Here is a 20,021-nt window from a genome sequence, read left to right on the forward strand (position 1 = left end):
GCCCTCCGTGACCTCTGCTCCATCCCCGGCCGCCCGGCCGGCCTCGCTCCTCCCCGACCTCTCGCCGCTGCGCTCCTCCGCCGACTTCCGGCTGCTGTGGGTCCAGGGCCTGGTGACGTACTTCGGCAGCTTCATGGCGATGATCGCGCTGCCGCTCCAGATCAAGGAACTGACCGGCTCCCCGCTGGCCGTCGGCGCGATGGGCGCCGTGGAGCTCGTACCGCTGGTGGTCTTCGGCCTGTACGGCGGGGCGCTGGCGGACGCGGTGGACCGCCGCAAGGTGATCCTGGCGACGGAGGCGGGGCTGGGGCTGCTCGCCCTGATCCTCCTGGTCAACGCGGCGCTGCCGACCCCGCTGCTCTGGCCGCTGTACGTGGTCGCGGCCGGGGTCTCCGCGCTCTCCGGGCTCCAGCGGCCCGCGCTGGACTCCCTGATGGCCCGGATCGTGCCGCACGAGCAGCAGACCGCGGCCGCCGCGCTGAACTCGCTGCGCTGGCAGTTCGGCGCGATCACCGGCCCGGCGGTGGCCGGGCTGGTGGTCGCCTACGCCGGTCACGCCACCGCGTACACCGTCACGGTGGCCACCTTCGCCGTCTCCGTGGTGCTGTGCCTGCGGCTGACGCCCGCGCCGCCCGTCCAGGAGAACACCAAGCCGTCGCTGCGCGGCATCGTGGAGGGCGCCCGGTACGCCTGGAGCCGGCCGGTGCTGCTGGGGACGTACGCGATCGACATGGCGGCGATGTTCTTCGCCTTCCCGAACGCGGTCTTCCCCTTCCTCGCCGACGAACTGCACGCCGACTGGTCGCTGGGGCTGATGTACGCCGCCGGCTCGGTCGGGTCGCTGGTGCTGGGCCTGACCAGCGGCTGGACCTCCCGGGTGCGGCGGCACGGGCTGTTCGTGGTGTTCGGGGCCGCCGTCTGGGGGCTGGCGATCGTCGGGGCCGGGTGGTTCGGCAACGTGTGGCTGGTGCTGGTCTGCCTGGCGGTGGCGGGCGCGGGCGACATGCTCAGCGGGCTCGGCCGCTCCACGATCTGGAACCAGACCATCCCGGAGGAGCTGCGGGGACGGCTGGCGGGCATCGAGGTGCTCTCGTACAGCGTCGGCCCGCAACTGGGTCAGGTGCGGGCCGGCGCGATGGCGGGCTGGACGGGGACCAGGGCGGCGGTCTGGAGCGGGGGCGTGGCCTGCGTGGCCTCGGTCGCGCTGCTCTCCGCCCTGCTCCCCAAGCTGCTCACCTACGACTCCGAGACCGACGAGGACGCGCTGCGCAGGCGGCGGGCCAAGGAGGCCGGGGCGACGGAGACGGCGGCCCCGGCCCCGGAGGCCGGTCTCTCCGGGGCGTGAGCCCGGCGCTCACCCCTCCCGGTCGGGCGGGGTGTCCGTGTCCCGGTCGTGCCACTTGGGGTCGTTCTCCCACTCCAGGTTGCGTTCCCGGGCGGTGTCCATGGCGTGCTGGGCCTCCTCGCGGGAGGTGTACGGGCCGAAGCGGTCCTTGGCCGGGCACTCGGGGCCCTCCTCGACCTTGTGATGCTCCAGGCAGTAGTACCACTCGCCCGGTTTGCCCACCGTGCGCTTCTTGAACAGGGCCATCGGGGTCTCCTTCCCTCGGGGCCATGCTGCCCCAAGCACGCTGGTTAGACTCGCTGACATGTCTGGCCAGTCGCTGCTCGTACCCGGGGAGATCTCTCCCATCCGCACCGTGCCCGGAAAGATCCGGCGCCCCGAATACGTGGGCAAGCCGGCCCCGACCCCGTACACCGGCCCCGAGGTCCAGGACGCCGACACCGTCGAGCGGATGCGGATCGCGGGCCGGATCGCCGCCCAGGCGATGGCCGAGGCCGCGAAGCGCATCACCCCCGGCGTCACCACCGACGAACTCGACCGGGTCGCCCACGAGTTCATGTGCGACCACGGCGCCTACCCCTCGACGCTCGGCTACCGCGGCTTCCCCAAGTCGCTGTGCACCTCGCTCAACGAGGTGATCTGTCACGGCATCCCGGACTCCACGGTGCTGCGCGACGGCGACATCGTGAACCTCGACGTGACGGCGTACATCCACGGTGTGCACGGCGACAACAACGCCACGTACCTCTGCGGCGAGGTGGACGAGGAGTCCCGGCTGCTCGTGGAGCGCACCGAGGAGTCGCTGAACCGGGCGATCAAGGCGGTCCGGCCGGGCCGCCAGATCAACGTCATCGGGCGCGTCATCGAGTCGTACGCCAAGCGCTTCGGCTACGGCGTGGTGCGGGACTTCACCGGGCACGGGATCAACTCCTCGTTCCACTCCGGCCTGATCGTCCCGCACTACGACAGCCCGCACGCCACCACCGTGATGAAGCCCGGGATGACGTTCACCATCGAGCCGATGCTCACGCTCGGCAGCCACGACTACGACATGTGGGACGACGGCTGGACCGTGGTGACGAAGGACCGCAGGCGCACCGCGCAGTTCGAGCACACCCTGGTGGTGACGGAGACGGGCGCCGAGATCCTGACCCTCCCGTAACCCGGTCCGTCCACCGGAACCGAAAGCGGCCGTCCCCCGGGGCGGCCGCTTTCGCGTGTGCGCGGTGCGTTCTTGCCGACAGACTGTCGGTAGTTTTACCGACACTTCGTCGGCAAGCTGTTGACTTAGGTAAACCTAAGTAGCAGGATCGGACGTGTCGCCGACTCCGCCGTGACGGGTGGGAGCTGGCGTTTTATCCGCGTTTTCCCGGACGTACTGTCCCTCTCGGCCCCGGAGGCCCGCCTTGGACGCAACCGCCGCCACCCCCTTCTCGACGCTCATCCGTACCGCGTCGCACCAGCAGCACACCGAGGCGGAGTCCTCGGCCTTCATGGGTGACCTGCTGGGCGGCCGTCTGGGTGTGGACGCGTACACCCGCTACACCGAGCAGCTGTGGTTCGTGTACCGGGCGCTGGAGGAGGGGGCACGCAAGCTGGCCGACGACCCGGTCGCCGGTCCCTTCATCCGCCCCGAGCTGATGCGCACCGCCGAGCTGGAGCGCGATCTGGCCCATCTGCGCGGCGCGGACTGGCGCGAGGGGCTGGAGCCGCTGCCCGCCACGGCCGCGTACGCCGGCCGGGTCGCCGAGTGCGCCCGGGACTGGCCGGCCGGTTACGTCGCGCACCACTACACCCGCTACCTCGGCGACCTCTCCGGCGGCCAGATCATCCGCGACCGGGCGGAGCGGACCTGGGGCTTCGCGCGCAAGGGCGACGGGGTGCGGTTCTACGTCTTCGAGGGCATAGCCAACCCCGCCTCCTTCAAGCGGGACTACCGCGAGCTGCTGGACGCGGTGGAGGTGGACGACCTGGAGAAGCAGCGGATCGTGGACGAGTGCCGGCGCGCGTTCGCGCTGAACACCGCGGTCTTCCGGGAGCTGGGCGAGGAGTTCCCGCTCAGCGCGTAGGACCGCGCGTCGGGGTCGAAAAGGGGCGGGTCCGGTACGGGAGGTACCGGACCCGCCCCTTTCCGTGTCCGCGGACGCTCAGGCGGTACGGCGGCGACGGGCCACGGCCACCGCCCCGGCACCGGCCGCCACGACCACGCCCGAGGCGGCGATCAGGGCGCCGGCCGGGACGTCGGAGCCGGTGGCGGCGAGCGAGCCCGCTCCGCCGACCGAACCGCCCACCGAACCGCCACCGACCAAACCGCCCGCGAGTCCGCCGGTGGAGCCGGAGTCGCCGGTGGCCGCATCGCCGCCCGTCGAGCCGGATCCGCCGGTGGTGCCCGGGAGTTCGGCGTCCTTGTCGAGGGCGACCGCGACGGTGAGGGCGTCGAGCTTCTCACCGGCCCCGTACATGCCGCCGAACGCCTTGGTGCCGTCGGCGGTGAGCGTCGCCGGGACGGCGGTGAGCGTCACCACGCCGTCCTTCGCGGCCAACGTGCCCGCGGGGAGCGTGAGGTCGGCGACGGTCAGGCCGGTGTACGTGGAGACCTTCTTGGTGGTGCGGTCCTTGGTGGTGACGTCCGCGACCAGGGTGCCCCTGGTGCCGTTCAGCCGGATCTCCATGCCGGTGAGGGAGAGGTCGAGCGTGTACGCGCCGTTCTCCTCGTGGCCCAGGAAACGGACCGTGCCGTCGAACGCGGCGTTCAGGGTCTGCTTCTCCGCGTCGAAGCGGCCAGTGGCGTCGGGGAAGCGGTAGCCGCCGCCGGTGGCGGTGGCGCCGCCCGCCGTCTCGACCTTGCCGTGGGCGATCGGGCCGGTGACGTACGTACGGAAGGACTTCTTGACGCCCCAGTCCAGGGTGCCGTCGAGGATCTCGCCCCGGGCGGCGGCCGGCTTGTCGGTGGTGGGCCTGTCGGTGGGCTTCTCCGTGCCGGGCTTCCCGGTGTCCGTGGGGGACGGGGAGGCGGGGGCGGTCGGTCCGGTGGTGGGCTTCCCGGTCGGCTCCGTGGTGGGCTGCTCGGTGGGCCCGGTGGTGGGGGGTGTGACCGCCTTCACGGAGAGGGTGGCCGGGTCGAGCGCGTCGCCCTCCTTGTACTGGCCGTTGAACGCCTCGGAGCCCGCCTTGGTGAGCGTCGCCGGGATGTCCGCGAAGACCATCGTGCCGCCCTCGCCCCGGCCGGGCTTGACCGACGAGAGGTCGAGGTCGGCGAAGTCCACGTCGTCCTCGGTGCCCTCGGGCGTGGTCACGTCGACGGTGATGGTGCCGCCCGTCCGGGTGGTGGCCAGCTTCACGTCGGAGATCGTGATGTCGAGGACGCCGCCGTGGGCAAAGAAGTTGACCCCGCCGGCGAAGGCGGTGTCGGTGCCGTGGGTGGTCGTGTCGTAGCTGCCCCTGCCGCCGGAGAAGGTGAACACCCCGTTGTCGGGCGCCTGGACGGCACCGTCCCGGACGGTGATCCTCCCGCCGGAGAACGGCGAGGCGAGGTACGTGCGGAAGGACTCCTTGACGCCCCACTCCAGTGTGCCGTCCGTCAGTTCCATCGTCGGCGCGGCGGCGGACGCCTGGGCACCGGTGGTGGTGTCGGCGAGCGCGGGAAGGGCGAACACGGTGGCGCCGAGCGCGGCCGCGGTGGCGACCGCGGCGGTACGGGCTGTGCGGCGGCGGGTTGCTGCCATGGTCGTTGATCTCCTCGGGGAGGGAAGGAAAGGGGGATGAGGGAAGGGGGATGAACGGGGGGTTACTGGTCGTCGGTCCGCGTGGTGCGGTGACGGCGGATCAGGAGGAACGTGCCGGCCGCGGCCACGAGGACGGTCGCGCCGCCGGCGGCGAGGTACGCGCCGGTGCGGGAGTCGGTGCTCGCGGCGGCCCGCCCGGTGGCGGGAGCGGCGGGGGTGGTGGACGCGGTGGCGGCGGGGTCCGGCGACGGGTCGCTGCCCAGGTCGGGCAGGGCGGGCAGTTCGGCCCCGGTGTCGACGGCGACGGCGAGCGAGACCGGGTCCATCGCGGTGCCCGCCCGGTAGAGGGCGCCGAAGGTCTTCGCGCCGCCGCTGGTCAGGGTGGCGGGGGCTTCGGTGAGGACGGCGAGCCCGTTCTTCGGCGCGAGGTCCTTCGCGGGGAAGGTGACGAGCGGGACGGCCCGGCGCCGTTCGCCGTCGCTGCGGACGTCGGCCAGGAGCGTGCCCCGGCCCGCCTCGATCCGGACGGCGACCGCCGAGAGCTCCAGGTCGAGCCCGTCGGCGGCGGTGAAGCGGACGCTGCCCGCGAACTCGGCGTCCAGGGTGCGCTTCGCCGGGTCGTACGTGCCCGTTCCGCGCGGGAAGCGGAAGAGCGCCCCGCCGTCCCGGGCCCCGTCGGCGAGGGTCCACTTCCCCTTGCCGACCGGGCCGGTGACGTACTCGCGGAAGGTGCGGCGCACGCCCCAGTCGACGGCGGCGTCCTCGATGCGCCCGGCGGCCCCCTTCGCGGGCTTCTCCGTCTTCGGCGTCGAACCCGCCTTCTTTCCGGGGGACTTGGAGGCTGCGGGCTGTCCGGCCGGGGCGATGGTGTCCACGGAGAGGCTGACCGGGTCGAGCGGGGTGCCCGCCGGGTAGTAGCCCGCGAACGCCTTCGCGCCCTGGGCGGTCAGGGTCGCCGGGACGCCCCGCAGGACGACCGGGGTGGAGCCGCCGCGCATGTCGATCCCGGACAGGCCGAGCGTCGCGAGCGGCACCTGGGCGGTCGAGGTGACCCGGCCGCTGCCCCGGTCCTTGCTGACCATGTCCGCGAACAGGGTGCCCGTGCCGCCCGCGATCCGGACGGAGGGGCGGCTGATGGTGAGGTCGAGTTCATGGCCGCCGCCGGACTTCGGGTGGCCCAGGAAGCGCACCCCGCCGGCGAAGCGCGCGGTGAACGCGCCGGTCTCGGGGGCGTACGAGCCGGTGGCGGAATGGAAGCGGAACTGGCTGCCGCCGGCCGTGGCGGCGCCGCCGGTCAGACTCCAACTGCCTTGTGCGATGGGCCCGGTCACATAGCTCTGGAAGGAGGACTTGACGGCCCAGTCCAGCCTGCCGCCCTGCACCGTACGGGCCGTCGCCGCCTGTGCGGCGGCGGCCGGGAGCACGGCGCCCAGCACTGTCAGCAGCAGCGTGACGGCGAGTGTGCGGGCAGGTCTGGGCGACAGCATGGAACCCCTCCGGGACATGGAAATTAAGGTAAGGCTAACCTAAGCTAAGCAGGTCATCCGGAGGAACCCCTTCCGCAGCGCTTGCTGACAGACCATGACGAACTGCCCCGCACGAGAACAGGACGGTGCCCCGTGCGCTTCTCCCCGGACTTCGCCCCGCCGGGCCGACGGCCCCCACGGGCCCCGGCCCGCGGCCGGCTCGGCGCCCCGGCCGCCGGGCTCGCCCTGGCCCTCGCCCTGACCGGCTGCGCGGGCGCCACCACCGGCGGCACGGACGGCGCTGCCCCGGCCGCCACCGGGGCGGCGGCCACCGCCGACCGGGTCGAGCCGCTGGCCGCCACCCCGCGGCCAAAGCTGCCCGCCACGGTGAGGTCGGCGGACGGCGCCCGGACCACCGTCACATCGGCGGACCGGATCGTCCCGCTGAGCGGCGGGCTGAGCGAGATCGTCTTCACCCTGGGCCTCGGGCCGAAGGTGGTGGCCCGGGACGTCACCGCCACCTTCGAACAGGCCGCGAAGCTCCCGGTGGTGACCCGCGCCCATGACGTGTCGGCGGAGAGCGTGCTGTCGCTGCGGCCGACCGTGGTGCTCGCCGAGACCACCACCGGCCCGGCGGAGGCCGTCGAGCAGATCCGGGAGGCCGGTATCCCGCTCATCGTCGTCAAGCCCGCCGAACAACTCTCCGACGTGGGCCGCCGGATCGAGGCCGTGGCCGCCGCCCTGGGCGTCCCGGACGCGGGCGCCGAACTGGACGCGCGGACCGCCTCGCGCATCGACGCCGTACGCACGTCCGTACCCGCCCCGGCCGACGGGCGGAAGAAGCCCCGCGTCGCCTTCCTCTATCTGCGCGGCTCCGCCTCCGTCCATCTGCTGGGCGGCCGGGAGTCCGGCGCGAGTTCGCTCATCGAGGCGGCGGGCGGGGTCGACGCGGGCAAGGCCTCCGGACTGACGAAGGACTTCACCGCGATCACCAGCGAGGCCCTGGCGAAGGCCGCCCCCGACGTCTTCCTGGTGATGCGCAAGGGGCTCGAATCGGTGGGCGGCGTCGACGGGCTGCTGAAGCTCCCCGGGATCGCCGAGACGCCCGCCGGCCTCGACCGGCGGATCGTCGCCGTCGACGACGGGGTGCTGCTGAACTACGGGCCGCGCACGGACCGGGTGCTCGCCGAACTGGTCGCGAAGCTCCACCCGGAGAGCGGGGCGGAAGGATGACCACCGCCTCCCCGCCGCTCCCCCGCGCCGACGCCCCGGGGACACCCGGGACGCCCGCGCCGCGCGGGCCCCGGCGCTCCTCGTCCTTCCTCCTGACCGCCGGGCTGCTCGCCGCCCTCCTGGTGTGCTGCCTGGTCTCCGCCGGGACCGGGGCGTACGGCATCCCGCTCGGCGACGTACTCGGCTCCGTGCAGCACCGGCTGGGCCTCGGCGGGGCCGCGCTCGACCGGGTCGGCGAGAGCGTCCTGTGGAACGTACGGCTGCCGAGGGTCGTCCTCGCCCTGCTGGTCGGGGCGTCGCTGGGCTGCGCGGGCGCCCTGATGCAGGGCGTGTTCGGCAATCCGCTGGCCGAGCCCGGGGTGATCGGGATCTCCTCCGGCGCGGCGGTCGGCGCGGTCGGGTCGATCGCCCTCGGGCTGACCTTCCTCGGCAACTGGACCGTGACCGTCTGCGCGTTCGCCGCCGGGCTGGTGACCGTCCTGCTGGTGTACGCGCTCTCCCGCTCGGGCGGGCGGACCGAGGTGGTGACGCTGATCCTCACCGGGATCGCGGTCAACGCCTTCGCCGGGGCGCTGATCGGGCTGTTCGTCTTCTTCGCCGACAACGCGCAGATCTCCCAGATCACCTTCTGGCAGCTGGGCTCGCTGGCCCAGGCGACCTGGCCCAAGGTGCTCGCCGTGCTGCCGTGCGCGCTGCTCGGGCTGTTCGTCGCGCCGTTCCACGCCCGGCGGCTGGACCTCCTCGCGCTCGGTGAGCGGCCCGCCCGCCACCTGGGGGTCGACGTCGAGCGGCTCCGGGTGGTGCTGGTGCTGGTGGTGGCGCTGCTGACCGCCGCCGCGGTGGCGGTCGCCGGGATCATCACGTTCGTGGGACTGCTGGTGCCGCATCTGCTGCGGATGGCGAACGGCCCCGGTCACCGCTTCCTGCTCCCCGGCAGCGCGCTCGGCGGCGCCCTGGTGCTGGTGGCGGGCGACCTGGCGGCCCGTACCGTCGCCGCCCCCGCCGAACTGCCGCTCGGTGTGCTGACCGCGCTCATCGGCAGCCCGTTCTTCTTCTGGCTGCTGCGCAGGACCCGTCGCAAGCAAGGTGGTTGGGCATGACGTCACCGAGGAACACCTGGGCCGCCCGGATGCCGTTCCGGGTACGGGAGCGGCGGCTGCCCACCCCCTTCGCCCCCGGCGCCACCGTCGCCGAGGCCCGTGGGCTGGGGGTGGCGCTGGGGCGGCGGCCGGTGCTGGACGGGGTCGACCTGGCCGTGCGCGCGGGCGAGGTGCTGGCGCTGGTGGGGCCCAACGGGGCCGGGAAGTCCACCCTGTTGGCGGCGCTGGCCGCCGATCTGCCCGCCGGGCGGGGCGAGGTCCTGGTCGACGGGCGCCCGGCCGGTGCGTGGTCGGCCGCCGAACTGGCGCTGCGCCGGGCGGTGCTGCCGCAGTCGGCGACGCTGTCGTTCCCGTTCCCGGTGGCGGACGTGGTCCGGATGGGACGGGCGCCCTGGGCCGGTACGGAGCGGGCGGACGAGGACGGGCCGGCGGTCGCCGGGGCGATGGCGGCGACCGAGGTCACCGCGTTCGCGGAACGCCCCTTCTCCGCGCTCTCCGGCGGCGAGCGGGCCCGGGTCGCACTGGCCCGGGTGCTGGCGCAGCGCGCTCCGCTGCTGCTGCTCGACGAGCCGACCGCCGCGCTCGACCTGCGCCACCAGGAACTGGTGCTGAGGATCTGCCGGGAGCGGGCCGCCGCGGGCGACGCGGTCGTGGTCGTCCTGCACGACCTGGGGCTCGCGGCGGCGTACGCGGACCGGGTCGCGGTGCTGCACGGCGGGCGGATCGCGGCGGCCGGACCGCCGGCCGGGGTCTTCACCGGCGCGCTGCTCGGCGAGGTCTACCGGCAGCCGGTCGAGGTGTTCCCGCACCCGCGGACCGGGGTGCCGCTGGTCGTACCGGACCGAGGCGCTTGACCTTCGCTTTACCGTCCCGTGAGCCCTTCATGGGCCACCCGTGATCGACCCGTTCCCGTACCCCCGGGATGAGAGCTGAATCACTGCACGAGTGGGTACGGCTCAGGTAAGCCTCGGTTAAGTTAGGTCCGCCTCACTTGTCTCTGTCCGTTGTTCTCCCGCTTCTCTTCGTCCCCTTGTGGAGCCCGCATGCGAGCCGTTCGTTTCTCCGTCGTCACCGCTGCCGCCACGGTGGCCGCCCTGACCGCCGTCACGGGATGCGCGCAGAAGAGCGACGGCAAGGGCGACAAGGCCCTTGAGGTCGTCGCGAAGGACGACTCCTGCGAGGTGTCGAAGAAGGAGCTGCCGGCCGGTCACATCGAGCTGGCCGTGCAGAACAAGGGCTCCAAGGTCACCGAGGTCTACGTCCTGTTCCCGGACGACCGCATCGTCGCCGAGCGCGAGAACATCGGCCCCGGCACCAAGGCCACCATCACCGCCGAGATCAAGGCCGGTTCGTACGAGATCGCCTGCAAGCCCGGCATGAAGGGCCACGGCATCCGGCAGAAGCTGGAGATCACCGGCGGGACCGCCGCCAAGCGCAGCCCCGAGATGGACAAGGCCGTCGCCGAGTACCGCACCTATGTGCAGGCGCAGGCCGACGAGACGCTGCCGAAGGCCAAGAAGTTCACCGACGCCGTCGCCGCCGGCGACATCGAGGCCGCGAAGAAGCTCTACGCCGACTCCCGGCTCGGCTGGGAGCGCACCGAGCCGGTCGCCGAGTCCTTCGGTGACATCGACCCGAAGGTCGACATCCGCGAGGACGGCCTGGAGGACGGCCAGAAGTGGACCGGCTGGCACCGCCTGGAGAAGGCGCTGTGGCAGGAGAAGAAGCTGGGCGCCGAGGAGAAGGCGCTCGCCCCGGCCCTCTACAAGGACCTGCTGGACTGGCAGAAGCGCGTCGGCACCGCCGACATCACCCCGACCTCGATGGCCAACGGCGCCAAGGAGCTGCTGGACGAGGTCGCCACCGGCAAGGTCACCGGTGAGGAGGAGCGCTACAGCCACACCGACCTGGTCGACTTCAAGGGCAACGTCGAGGGCGCCGAGAAGTCCTACCAGCTCCTGCGGCCGATCGCGGTGAAGAACGACGCGGCGCTGACCACCACCCTGGACAAGCGCTTCGCCGAGCTGAACACGCTGCTCGACAAGTACCGCGAGGACAAGGGCTCCTACGCGTTCGTCAGCTACGACAAGGTCGGCAAGGCGGACCGCAAGGCGCTGTCGGACGCGGTCAACGCCCTGGCCGAGCCGCTCTCCCGGCTCGCCGCCGCGGTGACGAAGTAACGGAATCCGGAGGGCTCTGGTCATGTCCGAACAGACACAGTCCGACGCCGCCGCCGAACCGGCCCCGGAGCCGGCCGCCCGCACCGCCCCGTCCCGCCGCGCCCTGCTCGGCTGGGGCGGCGCGGGGCTCGCGCTGGGTGCCGTCGCGGCCGGTGGCGCGGTCGCCGCGGTGCGCGACGGCGACGACGCGGTGCCGGCCGCGGACAGCGGCTCGGCGGTGCCGTTCCACGGGGCGCACCAGGCCGGGATCGCCACCGCCGTGCAGGACCGGCTGCACTTCGCCGCGTTCGACGTGACGACCAAGGACCGCGCCGAGCTGGTCGCGCTGCTCAAGGAGTGGACGCGGGCGGCGGAGCGGATGACCGCCGGGCACGCGGTGGGCGACGGGGCGTACGGCGGTCTCGCCGAGGCCCCGCCGGACGACACGGGCGAGGCGCTCGGGCTCAAGCCGTCCCGGCTGACGCTCACCATCGGCTTCGGCCCCTCGCTCTTCGCCAAGGGCAGGTTCGGCCTGGAGGACAGGCGGCCCGACGCGCTGGTGGACCTGCCGAAGTTCCCCGGGGACAACCTGGACCCGGCCCGCAGCGGCGGCGACCTGTGCGTCCAGGCGTGCGCGGACGACCCGCAGGTCGCGGTGCACGCCATCCGCAACCTGGCCAGGATCGCCATGGGCCGGGCCGCGATCCGCTGGTCCCAGCTGGGCTTCGGCAAGACGTCCTCGACGACCCCGGACGCCCAGACCCCGCGCAACATGTTCGGTTTCAAGGACGGCACCCGGAACGTCTCCGGCACCGACAACGCCGCCCTGGACCACCATGTGTGGGCCGACGGCAAGGGCGGCGCCGAGTGGATGGCCGGGGGTTCGTACCTGGTGGCCCGCCGCATCCGGATGCACATCGAGACCTGGGACCGCACCTCGCTCCAGGAGCAGGAGGACGTCTTCGGCCGCGACAAGGGCGAGGGCGCCCCGGCCGGGAAGTCCAAGGAGCACGACGAGCCGTTCCTGAAGGCCATGAAGCCGACGGCGCACGTACGGCTCGCCCACCCGAGCAGCAACGACGGGGTGATGATCCTGCGCCGGGGCTACTCGTTCACCGACGGCACGGACGGCCTCGGCCGGCTCGACGCCGGGCTGTTCTTCCTCGCGTACCAGCGCGACACCCGCAAGGCGTTCATCCCGCTCCAGCGGCGCCTGGCGGCACACGACGCACTCAACGAGTACATCCAGCACGTGGGTTCGGCGCACTTCGCCGTCCCGCCGGGCGTCCGCGACAAGGACGACTGGTGGGGCCGGGCGCTGTTCTCGTAACGGGACTCGGGACAGAAGGAGAACCGAAACGTGTTCAGCAATTTTCTGATCGGCCTGCGCGAGGGTCTTGAGGCCAGCCTGGTCGTCTGCATCCTCATCGCCTATCTGGTGAAGACCGGCAACAAGGACAGGCTGGTACCGATCTGGATCGGTGTCGCCATCGCCGTCGTCGTCAGCCTGGCGTTCGGCGCCGGGCTCGAATTCGGCTCGCAGGAGATGACGTTCAAGGCGCAGGAGGCGCTCGGCGGTTCACTGTCGATCGTCTCGGTCGGTCTGGTCACCTGGATGGTCTTCTGGATGCGGCGCACCGCGCGCCATCTGAAGACGGAGCTGCACGGCAAGCTGGACGCGGCGCTCGCGATGGGCACCGGCGCGCTGGTGGCCACGGCCCTTCTCGCGGTGGGCCGGGAGGGGCTGGAGACCTCGCTGTTCGTGTGGCGTGCGGTGCACGCGGCGGACGACGGCTGGCATCCGATGATCGGCGCCCTCCTCGGTATCGCCGCGGCGGTCGTGCTCGGCTGGCTCTTCTACCGGGGCGCCCTGAAGATCAACCTGTCGAAGTTCTTCACCTGGACCGGCGGCATGCTGGTCGTCGTCGCCGCCGGGGTCCTCGCCTACGGCGTCCACGACCTCCAGGAGGCGGAGTTCATCGGCGGCCTGCACAACCAGGCGTTCGACATCAGCGACGCGATCCCGCCGGACAGCTGGTACGGCACCCTCCTCAAGGGCACGTTCAACTTCCAGCCCGACCCGACCGTCCTTCAGGTCACGGTGTGGGCGCTGTATCTGATCCCCACCCTCGCGCTGTTCCTCGCCCCGGTAGGGTTCGGACGGGCAGGGGCCCCTTCCGGAGGGGCGACGGATCAGAAGGCGCGGAAAGCAACGGATGAGAAGTCTGAGACCGGTTCGGCTGGCGACGGGGCTCGCGGCGGCGACGGTGCTGTCGATGACGGCGAGCGGTTGCGTGACGGTGCACGGCGAGCTGGCAGTGGTGCCGGCGGCAACCAGGGCTGAGGCCGCGCAGGCCCTGAAGGACTTCACCGCCGCGTACAACGCGGCGGACAAGGCCTACGACCCGGCCCTCGACGAGGACCGGGTCACCGGCTCGCTCGGGGCGATCAACCAGGCCGGGCTGAAGGCGCGGCGGAAGAGCCACCCGGACGGCAACCCGGACCACCGGCCGCTGGTGCTGTCCGACGCCACCTACCTCATCCCGAAGAAGGCGGGCTGGCCGCGCTGGTTCCTCGCGGACACCGACTCCGACCGCGACCAGGACAGCGGGAAGCTCGACACCCGCTGGCTGATCGTCTTCGTCAAGTCCGGTCCCGGCGACGGCTGGAAGGCCGCCTATCTGTCGGTGATCGCCCCCGACCAGTTGCCCGCCCTCGCCAGGAACGGTGATGGCACGGCCCGGCCGGTGGCCGCGGACAGTGCCGCGACGGCCGTCGCGCCGAAGGACCTGAGCGCCCAGTACACGGAGTACCTCCAGAAGGGCAGCCCGGACGTCTTCGCGCCGGGCACCGCCACCTCGGGCTGGCGGGAGACGCGCCGCACCACGCGGCAGGCCGGCTTCTCGTACCAGTACATCGACCAGCCGCTGGACAGCGGTGCCTTCGCGCCGCTCGGGCTGGAGACGGAGGACGGCGGGGCGCTGGTCTTCTTCAGCAGCAAGCACTTCGAGCGGCAGACCGCCGCGGAGGGGATGCGCCCGCCGCTCAACGCGGACGTGGAGGCGCTGCTGACCGGTGAGGTGCGCTCGACCCTCACCAAGGAGCGGATCTCCAGCGAACTGGTGTACGTCCCGAAAAAGAGCTCGTCGCAGGGGGGCGGCAAGGTCGTCGTCCTGAACCGGCTGCCGGGCCTGACGGCGGCGAAGGGGTCCTGACGGCCGCGGGCGGCGCTCGACGGGGCCGGCCCGGACGCGCCGCGCCGGGCCACCGCCCTCCTCGGGGACCCCGTACTCGGGAATCCGGTACTCGGGAACTCAGGACATCAGCACTCAGGAACTCAGCACTTCGGAAAAACGGCAATTCAAGGGTTCAACGACTGAGCGGCCAGGCCACCGCGTCATGGTCCAGTTCGCTCTGGTCGGCCTCGTCGGCGTACCGCGCGCAGGCGTCGGTGAGGGTCTCCAGCAGGGTCAGCGGGTCGGGCAGCGGATGCTCCGGCCCGCGCACCCAGGCCACGTCCAGCTCGCCGGGGAGCCGGGCGGGCGGCAGCAGTACGTAGCTGCCCCGGCAGTGCCAGCGCATCCCCGGGTGCTCGTCCATCGTCTCGGGGTGGCAGTCCAGCTCGCACGGCCACCATTCGTCCTCGTCCTCGGGTGTGCCCCGGGTGGCGGTGAAGAAGAGCATCCGGTCGTCCCCGGACCGGGCGACGGGTCCGACCTCGACCCCCGCGGCGAGGAGCCGCTCCAACGCCCGGCCGCCCGCGGACAGCGGCACGTCGAGGACGTCGTGGATCATGCCGGTCGCGGTGATGAAGTTGGCCTGCGGCTGGCTGCGGGCCCAGCGCTCGATCTGTGCCCGGTCGGTGGTGGACTGCGTCTGCCAGGCGAAGGAGAGGGGGTGCCGGGCGGGGGTGGGACAGCCGATGCGTTCGCAGGAACATCGGTACCCGACCGGGTGGGCGGCCGGCGCGATCGGCATTCCGGCTTCGGCGACGGCGAGGAGCAGCGCCTCCCGGGCGGTGTCGTCGACCCCGCTCTGCTGGGGTCTGGGCCGACGGCGAAGCCATTGGGAAAGTTTGCTCTCTGAGCCGCGATAACGGCCGAAATCGGCGCCCATCTATCCCCTTACCTCAAGTTTGCCCACGCCCATGGTCCCACCATCCTGCGCTCCAGGTGGCCGGAGTTCGGAAGCGGGGTACGGATGACCGGACGATGACCTTGGCCATATGCCCGCACTTGTCACGAAATGGTGGATACGGGTCCGTGCGTCGGCCCGTACAGGACGGGGCCCGGGGCGCCTCGCACCGCCGTTCCCCGGGCGTACGGAACCACCCGATCGGATCACTGTTCGCGGCCGCCCGCAGAGCGGACCATGGGCACACGCACCGATCCGTGCGCCGCCCCCGGCAGGCGATCCCTGCCATTCGTGAGGAGCTGTCCTTGCCTCGTGAAGCCACACCCCGCCGCTACCTGATGTGCGCGCCCACGCACTTCAGGGTGACGTACTCCATCAATCCCTGGATGGACCCCAGCAAGCCGGTGGACCTGGCGCTGGCCCGGACCCAGTGGGAGGACCTGCGCGACCGGTACCGCGCCCTCGGGCACACCGTGGAGCTGCTCGACCCGCGTCCGGACCTGCCCGACATGGTGTTCGCCGCCAACGGCGCCACCGTCGTCGACGGCCGGGTGCTGGGCGCCCGCTTCGCGTACCGGGAGCGGTACGAGGAGGCGGGTGCCCACCGCGACTGGTTCCGGGCCCACGGCTTCACCGAGATCCGCGAACCGGACCACGTGAACGAGGGCGAGGGCGATTTCGCGGTCACCGCCTCGTACGTGCTGGCCGGGCGGGGCTTCCGGTCCAGCCCGCTCTCGCACGGGGAGGCGCAGGAGTTCTTCGGCCGGCCGGTGATCGGGCTCGACCTGGTCGACCCGCGCTACTACCACCTGGACACGGCGCTGTCGGTGCTCGACGAGGCGGGCGACGAGGTCATGTACTACCCGGACGCCTTCTCCCCGGGCAGCCGGGCCGTGCTGGCCCGGCTCTTCCCGGACGCGCTGATCGCCCGGGAGGCGGACGCCGCCGCGCTCGGGCTGAACGCGGTGAGCGACGGGCTCCACGTGCTGCTGCCGCAGGGGGCGACGGGGCTCTTCGACCCGCTGCGGGCGCGGGGCTTCGAGCCGCTGCCGATGGACCTGGGCGAGCTGCTGAAGGGCGGCGGCAGCGTGAAGTGCTGCACGCAGGAGCTGCGGGGCTGAGCGCCTGCCGGGTGGTCTTCGGCCGGTCGGAGGCCACCCGCCGGGTCCGGGCTGTACCGGGCCGCTCAGTCCTCGTCGCCGGGCGGCGGCCACGCGTCGCCCCACGCGGTGTCCCGGGCGGCCCGGTACAGCCCGCCGTGGCGCTTGGTGACGGTCTCGCGCCGCAGCCCCTCCTCGCGGGTGCACAGGTCGAGCAGGACCTGTCCCTTGCGGATCTGGGGCTTGCGGGTGACCCGGGCCGGGGCGGGGGCGACCGGGAAGCGGGTCGCCACGACGTACCCGAACTTCTCGTCCTCGTACGGCAGGGAGCCGCCCTTGACCCGGCGGTGCAGCGAGGAGCGGCTGACCCGGGCCGCGAAGTGGCACCAGTCGGTGCCCGGCTCGATGGGGCAGGTCCCGCTGTGCGGGCAGGGGGCGGCGACGGTCAGCCCGGCGGCGGTCAGCCGGTCGCGGGCCTCGATGACACGGGCGTAGCCGTCCGGGGTGCCGGGTTCGACGATCACCACCGCTTGGGCGGCGGCCGCGGCGGCGTCGACGAGGGCGGTGCGGGCGGCCGGGGTCAGCTCCTTGAGCACGTAGGAGACGGTGACCAGGTCGGCGGGGGCCAGGTCGAGGCCGGCGTCGATCCGGGCCCGGCGCCATTCGGCCCCGCGCAGCGCGGGGACGCCGGAGAGCCCGGCCAGCTCGCGGCCGAGGGCGAGGGCGGGCTCCGCCCAGTCCAGCACGGTCGTCCGCGGCCCGTCCCAGGCCCCGGCCACGGCCCAGGTCGCGGCGCCGGTGCCGCCGCCCACGTCGGTGTGGGTGGCGGGCACCCAGTCGGGGGCGGCGGCCCGGAACGCGGCGAGGGCGGACCGTACCGCCTCGAAGGTGGCGGGCATGCGGTACGCGGCGTACGCGGCGACGTCGGAGCGGTCGCGGAGCACCGGGGCGTCGGTCGGGGTGGTCCCCCGGTAGTTGGCGATGAGCCGGTCGACGGCCTGGGCGGCCTGCTTGGGCGGCAGTCCGTCGAGCAGTCCGGCCAGCGCCGCACGCAACGTTTCCGCGAGAGGAGGGGTGGCGTTCACCGGCGAATTGTAGGCAAAGAAGACGCACCCGCGACCGCCGCGCTATCCGCGTAGAACTGTGTGGAATCCGAACTGCCGAGAAGCGTGCCCGAGTTGCTACGCTGACCGCCGCGAGGTCGGGATGCCCACCGAGGGAAACCATGAGACAGAAGATCGTGCGCCTGGTTCTGGCCGGCGGAGTGCTCGTACTTGTCCCGCTCCTGCTGCTCGCCACCTGTGGCAGCGGCGCGAAGAGCACGAAGGAACCGGAGAAGCGGGCCAAGGAGGAACCGGCCGGGGTGACCCAGCTCACCGTGCCGGCCGCGTACTCCACCGAGCACGGCTGGGAGCTCATCGGGACGTCGCCCGACTACGCGATATCCCGGACCACCGGCGGTCTGGCGTATCTGGTGCGGGTCTCGGAGGGTACGTACCAGCTCCAGACGATCGACCCGAAGACCGGCCGGCGGGGCTGGCACGGTGAGAGCTGGCGGCCGCCGTCGCCCAAGAAGTTCCCGAGGCTGCTGTCGGTCACCGTCGACGACCACGAGTACTTCGTCACCTGGGCGTACGGCAAGGTCGGCGAGAACGCGCTGACCCCGGCCGACACGATCGTGTCGCTGGACGTGTACGACGTGGAGGACGGCTCCCGGCGCCGGGTCGAGGTGCCGTGGAACTCGGTCCCGACGGTCTCGACGACCGGCCCCGGCATCCTCGTCAGCGACGGCCGCACCAACAGTGCGGTGGTCGACCCGACGAGCGGCCGGATCACGAAGGTGGACCCGGGCTCGCTGAAGTACCCGAAGGGCTGCGGGACCTGCAAGCAGCTCACCGAGGTCCGCGGGCTCACCACGAAGGGCCTGCTGGTCAGCGGCTCCAAGGAGTTCTGGGTGCAGGGCGGCTGGTTCAGCCGGAACGTCGCGCCCAAGGGCACGGACCGGACCAGTGGCGTCCCGACCTCGTTCCTGCCGGGGCTGATCCTCGCGAAGTGGCAGTTGGCGAAGGGTGCGAAGCTGGCCGCCACCCACGACATGTGGGCGGTGCACGACGCGGAGACGGGCAAGCTGCTGGCCTCGACGCAGTGCAGCAAGCCCGCGATCAAGCCGGGGCAGTACCCGCAGCTCGTCTCGGCGCCCTCGGGTTCGTACCTGGTGGCCGGGCCGCTCGCCTTCGACCTGACCACGAAGCGGGGGTTCTGCTTCGAGGGCGCCGACGGAACCAAGCCGCTGACGCTGGCCTCGGTGAACGACGAGGGCACCGCGTACGGCGCCTCCAGCGTGCGCAACGCGGCGGACGTGCTGGCCGGTGAGGGCGCCCCGGTCGCGGTGGCGGTCCGCAGCGGTTCGACGGGGGCGCTGCCGTCGAACGTGCTTGTGCCGGGCATGGAGACCTCGGACGGCGTCGGCCTGTTCCGCTGGACGGACGAGAAGGACCGGCCGCATCTGATCGGCTACCCGCGCTAGGGGGTGCCTGATGAATGAGTGCGGGTGAAGGAGCGGGGTCCGGTGCGTGCGATCGCAAGGCGCCGGGGCGTCCGCGGTTGGGGTCTCCCCTGCTCGAACGGGGCCGAGAGCTCGGGGAAGGAGCCACGTGGGCGGTTCGGCAACGCCGCGAGCAGTGGGGTCTCGCCAGCGGCTCGGGCCGGCCGCCGCGCTGCTCGGTCGGCCTCGGCCGCTCGTGCACGACGAGCCGTCCAACGGCCTCGACCCGGCCGGCAAGCAGCATGTGCACGGTGTGCTGAACCGGCTGCCGGAGCAGGACACCGGCACCGTGCTCTCCAGCCACCGCACGGACGGCCTGGAGGCGCTCTGCTCCGAGGTCACCATCCCCGCCACCGGACGGGGTTGTCTTCTCCGGTCCGCTGAACGAACTGGCCGATCGGGGGCGCGCGTTGGACCTCCGGTTGCTGACCTCCGACCCGGAGGCCACGCGCCGGCCGGCCGAGGACACCGCCGGGATCCAGGTGGTGGACGCCACGGGCGTCCGGCCCGACGCCCGGACGCTCGTGCCGGGGCCGTCCCGTCCGCCCACGGGCCGACTGCTACCGGGGGGCGACCGCCGCGAGCCAGTCGTCGACGGTGAGGACGTCCGCCCACTGAGGGAAGAGCCGCTCGACCAGGAACCGGTGCGTCTCCGGGTCCAGGTCCAAGCAGCCGTCGGACAGGACGGTGAGGCCGAAGTCGAGGTCGTTCGCCTGGCACAGGGTGTACAGGACCACGGCGCTGGTGGCGATCCCGGCGAGGACGAGGCTGTCGATGCCCCGCGCCCTGAGCACCATCTCCAGGTCACTGCCCGCGAACGCGCTCGCCCGCCGCTTGGTGACCACGACGTCGCCCGGCAGGGGCGCGATCGCGGGGTGGATCCCGGTGCCCGGCGCGCCCTCGACGTGGAGGCCGTTGCGCGCGACGGCGGCGAGCGCCCTGTTGTGCGTACCGACCTCGGGGAAGCCGGGGCGGAGCGCGATGACCACGTAGATCACGGGAATACCGGCGGCCCGGGCCCCGTCGATCGCCCTGCGGACGCGCGGCAGGTATCCGGTTCCGTCGTCGGCGATGTCCACGACGTCCTGCTGGACGTCCATCACGAGAAGGGCGCTGCTCATATCGGCTCCGGGGGACGCGTACGGATGAGGCCGGGCCGGAACTTCCCGCGCACATGCGGGAGTTCCGGCCCGGCCTCGACCTTAGGGCGTGTC

General features: G+C 72.6%; 18 protein-coding genes and 1 pseudogene. 13 read left to right on the forward strand and 6 right to left on the reverse strand.

What is annotated here, in order from left to right; genetic code table 11:
• Window positions 1–7 precede the first annotated feature (7 nt).
• Window positions 8–1,345: an MFS transporter gene (locus ACWC97_RS27575; RefSeq protein WP_450652155.1), complete on the forward strand. Its 1,338-nt coding sequence runs from the start codon at window positions 8–10 to the stop codon at window positions 1,343–1,345.
• A gap of 9 nt (window positions 1,346–1,354) precedes the next feature.
• Here the strand turns inward: ACWC97_RS27575 and ACWC97_RS27580 are convergent, their stop codons facing one another.
• Window positions 1,355–1,591: a hypothetical protein gene (locus ACWC97_RS27580; RefSeq protein WP_352277686.1), complete on the reverse strand. Its 237-nt coding sequence runs from the start codon at window positions 1,589–1,591 to the stop codon at window positions 1,355–1,357.
• 58 nt (window positions 1,592–1,649) lie between these two features.
• On the opposite strand from ACWC97_RS27580, the gene map reads away from it, so the two are divergent.
• Together map and ACWC97_RS27590 are read left to right on the forward strand one after the other, a co-directional pair.
• Complete coding sequence (gene map / locus ACWC97_RS27585; RefSeq protein WP_450652157.1) at window positions 1,650–2,507, forward strand: type I methionyl aminopeptidase; 858 nt, start codon at window positions 1,650–1,652, stop codon at window positions 2,505–2,507.
• A 244-nt stretch (window positions 2,508–2,751) separates the two neighbouring features.
• On the forward strand, window positions 2,752–3,414 hold the full coding sequence (locus ACWC97_RS27590) for a biliverdin-producing heme oxygenase (RefSeq protein ID WP_450652159.1): 663 nt from the start codon (window positions 2,752–2,754) through the stop codon (window positions 3,412–3,414).
• Between the two features lie 78 nt (window positions 3,415–3,492).
• Here the strand turns inward: ACWC97_RS27590 and ACWC97_RS27595 are convergent, their stop codons facing one another.
• Both ACWC97_RS27595 and ACWC97_RS27600 read right to left on the reverse strand, forming a co-directional pair.
• Complete coding sequence (locus ACWC97_RS27595; RefSeq protein ID WP_450652161.1) at window positions 3,493–5,070, reverse strand: HtaA domain-containing protein; 1,578 nt, start codon at window positions 5,068–5,070, stop codon at window positions 3,493–3,495.
• A 62-nt stretch (window positions 5,071–5,132) separates the two neighbouring features.
• Window positions 5,133–6,557 (reverse strand): HtaA domain-containing protein, encoded by a 1,425-nt coding sequence (locus ACWC97_RS27600; RefSeq protein WP_450652267.1) that lies wholly within the window; start codon window positions 6,555–6,557, stop codon window positions 5,133–5,135.
• A gap of 132 nt (window positions 6,558–6,689) precedes the next feature.
• On the opposite strand from ACWC97_RS27600, the gene ACWC97_RS27605 reads away from it, so the two are divergent.
• The 7 genes from ACWC97_RS27605 (at window position 6,690) to ACWC97_RS27635 (ending at window position 14,243) form a co-directional block, all read left to right on the forward strand.
• Window positions 6,690–7,769 carry a heme/hemin ABC transporter substrate-binding protein gene (locus ACWC97_RS27605; RefSeq protein ID WP_450652163.1) on the forward strand — a complete coding sequence of 360 codons (1,080 nt, stop codon included), beginning with the start codon at window positions 6,690–6,692 and terminating at the stop codon, window positions 7,767–7,769.
• The gene (locus ACWC97_RS27610; protein ID WP_392278703.1) at window positions 7,766–8,869 is read left to right on the forward strand and encodes a FecCD family ABC transporter permease; all 1,104 of its coding nucleotides are present in this window, start codon (window positions 7,766–7,768) and stop codon (window positions 8,867–8,869) included. Before ACWC97_RS27605 ends, ACWC97_RS27610 begins: the two co-directional genes overlap by 4 nt.
• The gene (locus ACWC97_RS27615) at window positions 8,866–9,723 is read left to right on the forward strand and encodes a heme ABC transporter ATP-binding protein (RefSeq protein WP_450652165.1); all 858 of its coding nucleotides are present in this window, start codon (window positions 8,866–8,868) and stop codon (window positions 9,721–9,723) included. The genes ACWC97_RS27610 and ACWC97_RS27615 overlap by 4 nt, the downstream gene beginning before the upstream one ends.
• A 189-nt stretch (window positions 9,724–9,912) precedes the next feature.
• Window positions 9,913–11,049: an iron uptake system protein EfeO gene (gene efeO / locus ACWC97_RS27620; RefSeq protein WP_450652167.1), complete on the forward strand. Its 1,137-nt coding sequence runs from the start codon at window positions 9,913–9,915 to the stop codon at window positions 11,047–11,049.
• 22 nt (window positions 11,050–11,071) lie between these two features.
• A complete protein-coding gene (efeB, locus tag ACWC97_RS27625) occupies window positions 11,072–12,358 on the forward strand; it encodes an iron uptake transporter deferrochelatase/peroxidase subunit (protein ID WP_450652169.1) in 1,287 nt (428 codons plus the stop codon).
• A gap of 30 nt (window positions 12,359–12,388) precedes the next feature.
• Window positions 12,389–13,372 carry an iron uptake transporter permease EfeU gene (gene efeU / locus ACWC97_RS27630; RefSeq protein WP_450652171.1) on the forward strand — a complete coding sequence of 328 codons (984 nt, stop codon included), beginning with the start codon at window positions 12,389–12,391 and terminating at the stop codon, window positions 13,370–13,372.
• Window positions 13,305–14,243 (forward strand): hypothetical protein, encoded by a 939-nt coding sequence (locus tag ACWC97_RS27635; RefSeq protein ID WP_450652269.1) that lies wholly within the window; start codon window positions 13,305–13,307, stop codon window positions 14,241–14,243. Before efeU ends, ACWC97_RS27635 begins: the two co-directional genes overlap by 68 nt.
• Before the next feature lie 154 nt (window positions 14,244–14,397).
• On the opposite strand, the gene ACWC97_RS27640 is transcribed toward ACWC97_RS27635, so the two are convergent.
• Entirely contained in the window at window positions 14,398–15,144 is a 747-nt protein-coding gene (locus ACWC97_RS27640; RefSeq protein ID WP_352277700.1) for a bifunctional DNA primase/polymerase, read from the reverse strand.
• A 323-nt stretch (window positions 15,145–15,467) separates the two neighbouring features.
• Here ACWC97_RS27640 and ddaH point away from each other — a divergent pair, with 323 nt between their 5' ends.
• Window positions 15,468–16,283, forward strand: a complete 816-nt coding sequence (ddaH, locus tag ACWC97_RS27645; protein ID WP_450652173.1) for a dimethylargininase — start codon at window positions 15,468–15,470, stop codon at window positions 16,281–16,283.
• A gap of 65 nt (window positions 16,284–16,348) precedes the next feature.
• Here ddaH and ACWC97_RS27650 read toward each other — a convergent pair whose 3' ends face one another.
• Window positions 16,349–17,347, reverse strand: coding sequence for a small ribosomal subunit Rsm22 family protein (locus ACWC97_RS27650; RefSeq protein ID WP_450652175.1), 999 nt, complete (start codon window positions 17,345–17,347; stop codon window positions 16,349–16,351).
• 140 nt (window positions 17,348–17,487) lie between these two features.
• Between ACWC97_RS27650 and ACWC97_RS27655 the strand changes: the two genes are divergently transcribed.
• Together ACWC97_RS27655 and ACWC97_RS27660 are read left to right on the forward strand one after the other, a co-directional pair.
• On the forward strand, window positions 17,488–18,789 hold the full coding sequence (locus ACWC97_RS27655) for a hypothetical protein (protein WP_352277705.1): 1,302 nt from the start codon (window positions 17,488–17,490) through the stop codon (window positions 18,787–18,789).
• Window positions 18,790–18,940: 151 nt separating this feature from the next.
• Window positions 18,941–19,334, forward strand: a pseudogene (locus ACWC97_RS27660) (ABC transporter ATP-binding protein); the annotation flags it as partial.
• Between the two features lie 33 nt (window positions 19,335–19,367).
• Here the strand turns inward: ACWC97_RS27660 and ACWC97_RS27665 are convergent.
• On the reverse strand, window positions 19,368–19,928 hold the full coding sequence (locus ACWC97_RS27665) for a cysteine hydrolase family protein (protein WP_352277711.1): 561 nt from the start codon (window positions 19,926–19,928) through the stop codon (window positions 19,368–19,370).
• Between the last annotated feature and the right edge of the window lie 93 nt (window positions 19,929–20,021).

This window comes from Streptomyces sp. NPDC001108 (genome assembly GCF_053598535.1).

Bases quoted from the DNA above. Each gene is read 5' to 3' on its own strand.
- ACWC97_RS27580 (WP_352277686.1), bottom strand. From the start codon at position 1,591: ATGGCCCTGTTCAAGAAGCGCACGGTGGGCAAACCGGGCGAGTGGTAC.
- ACWC97_RS27635 (WP_450652269.1), top strand. From the start codon at position 13,305: ATGACGGCGAGCGGTTGCGTGACGGTGCACGGCGAGCTGGCAGTGGTG.
- ACWC97_RS27640 (WP_352277700.1), bottom strand. From the start codon at position 15,144: ATGGGCGCCGATTTCGGCCGTTATCGCGGCTCAGAGAGCAAACTTTCC.
- ACWC97_RS27655 (WP_352277705.1), top strand. From the start codon at position 17,488: ATGAGACAGAAGATCGTGCGCCTGGTTCTGGCCGGCGGAGTGCTCGTA.
- ACWC97_RS27610 (WP_392278703.1), top strand. From the start codon at position 7,766: ATGACCACCGCCTCCCCGCCGCTCCCCCGCGCCGACGCCCCGGGGACA.
- efeO (WP_450652167.1), top strand. From the start codon at position 9,913: ATGCGAGCCGTTCGTTTCTCCGTCGTCACCGCTGCCGCCACGGTGGCC.
- ACWC97_RS27595 (WP_450652161.1), bottom strand. From the start codon at position 5,070: ATGGCAGCAACCCGCCGCCGCACAGCCCGTACCGCCGCGGTCGCCACC.
- ACWC97_RS27600 (WP_450652267.1), bottom strand. From the start codon at position 6,557: ATGCTGTCGCCCAGACCTGCCCGCACACTCGCCGTCACGCTGCTGCTG.
- ACWC97_RS27615 (WP_450652165.1), top strand. From the start codon at position 8,866: ATGACGTCACCGAGGAACACCTGGGCCGCCCGGATGCCGTTCCGGGTA.
- ACWC97_RS27665 (WP_352277711.1), bottom strand. From the start codon at position 19,928: ATGAGCAGCGCCCTTCTCGTGATGGACGTCCAGCAGGACGTCGTGGAC.
- map (WP_450652157.1), top strand. From the start codon at position 1,650: ATGTCTGGCCAGTCGCTGCTCGTACCCGGGGAGATCTCTCCCATCCGC.
- efeB (WP_450652169.1), top strand. From the start codon at position 11,072: ATGTCCGAACAGACACAGTCCGACGCCGCCGCCGAACCGGCCCCGGAG.